This window comes from Ruegeria sp. AL12 (assembly GCF_056540885.1).
The window spans coordinates 1-918 of the sequence record NZ_JBQFXN010000079.1 but is presented as its reverse complement, the minus strand read 5'-3'; the positions used below and the strand labels follow the sequence as shown (position 1 = coordinate 918).

The window sequence follows — 918 nt, the reverse complement described above, 5'->3', positions numbered from 1 at the left end:
ACTCACAGCCGCTTCACGAAGCGGCCGCACCGGTCTCGGAATGGGTCGCGTAAGCGGCAATTGACGGGGTCAACTGGGCCAGAAATTCCTGCGCAATCGTGGACAGAGGGCGTCCCTTTGCCGTGATGATCGCAAGATCCAGCATGACTGGCGGCGCAAATGGGCGGGTCAGATACCCGCTCTCGTCGTCAAAGGTCACGGTAAAGGGGTCGATCATCGCGACCCCCATACCCTGTTTTACAAAGCTCAGCAGGTTTTCGGAAAGATGGGTGTGTATCTGGGTGCGCCATGTGTGACCGGATGTCTGAAAGATGTCGCGGGTCCGGCGATGGGTCTGATGTTCCGGCCCCATTACGATGAAGGGTTCGTTTTCCAATATCTCTGGCGTCAGAACGTCGTGCTCGGCCAAGGGACTGCCCTCAGGAAAAGTCGCGAGCGTTTCAAACTGAAACTCCTGATAGTTCAGTGTGTCATGCAGAATGGGCATCTCGACGATACCGATTTCAAACAGGCCCGAGATGACCCATTCCTGAATCTTGGACGAATATTGCGACTGAAAGCTGACAGACAGGTTCGGACGCGTTTTGGCAAAACACGCGATCTCGCGGGGCATGAAGCCAAAGGACAACAGGTGAGGCGCGGCAACCTGCAATTGACCGGGATGTTTGTTCTGCAAATCGGTTACGGCCTGCGCCACGTGGTCCAGCCCGCGCACGACCGTGTCGACCTCGCGAAATAGCATCTCGGCCTCAGGGGTTGGCAGCAATCGGCCTTTTGTCCGTTCAAACAGAGGCAGACGCGCTTCGCGTTCAAGCTGTGCCAGAAGGTTGCTGATGCCGGGTTGCGATATCCCAAGAACCGAGGCCGCGCCGGTCACGGTTCCGGTTTCCATGATGGCATGAAAGGCCTGAAGCTGGA

At 57.0% G+C, this 918-nt stretch carries 1 protein-coding gene; it reads right to left on the bottom strand.

Annotated elements, in window-relative coordinates:
• Positions 1 to 13: 13 nt before the first annotated feature.
• A partial coding sequence (locus tag ACR0C6_RS21465) for a LysR family transcriptional regulator (protein ID WP_480621140.1) occupies positions 14 to 918 on the bottom strand: 905 nt, incomplete at its 5' end.